We start from the raw sequence: 204 nt of genomic DNA, 5'->3' as shown, positions 1-204 counted from the left end.
CCATCCTTGGCCCAGGACGGCTAACCCGGCGTCCTGCCGGGTTACCCACGGATTCAAGCCTGCGTTCGGCCAGCGTGGTTGACGGGGCGCCCCAGATCAAGATCAAGATCAAAAGCCAGAGCCAGAGCCAGAGCCAGAGCCAGAGCCAGAGCCAGAGCCAGAGCCAGAGCCAGAGCCAGAGCCAGAGCCAGAGCCAGAGCCAGA

Annotated in this window: 1 protein-coding gene; it reads left to right on the top strand. The window is 64.2% G+C overall.

The features are described 5' to 3' along the window. The coding region (locus H0Z09_RS27220; protein WP_186694944.1) for a hypothetical protein at window positions 1-204 on the top strand (204 nt) is incomplete at both ends.

It is taken from the genome of Pseudomonas sp. SWRI18 (genome assembly GCF_014268345.1).
Classification (GTDB): domain Bacteria; phylum Pseudomonadota; class Gammaproteobacteria; order Pseudomonadales; family Pseudomonadaceae; genus Aquipseudomonas; species Aquipseudomonas cedrina.
This window is presented reverse-complemented; position numbering and strand designations above follow the sequence as displayed.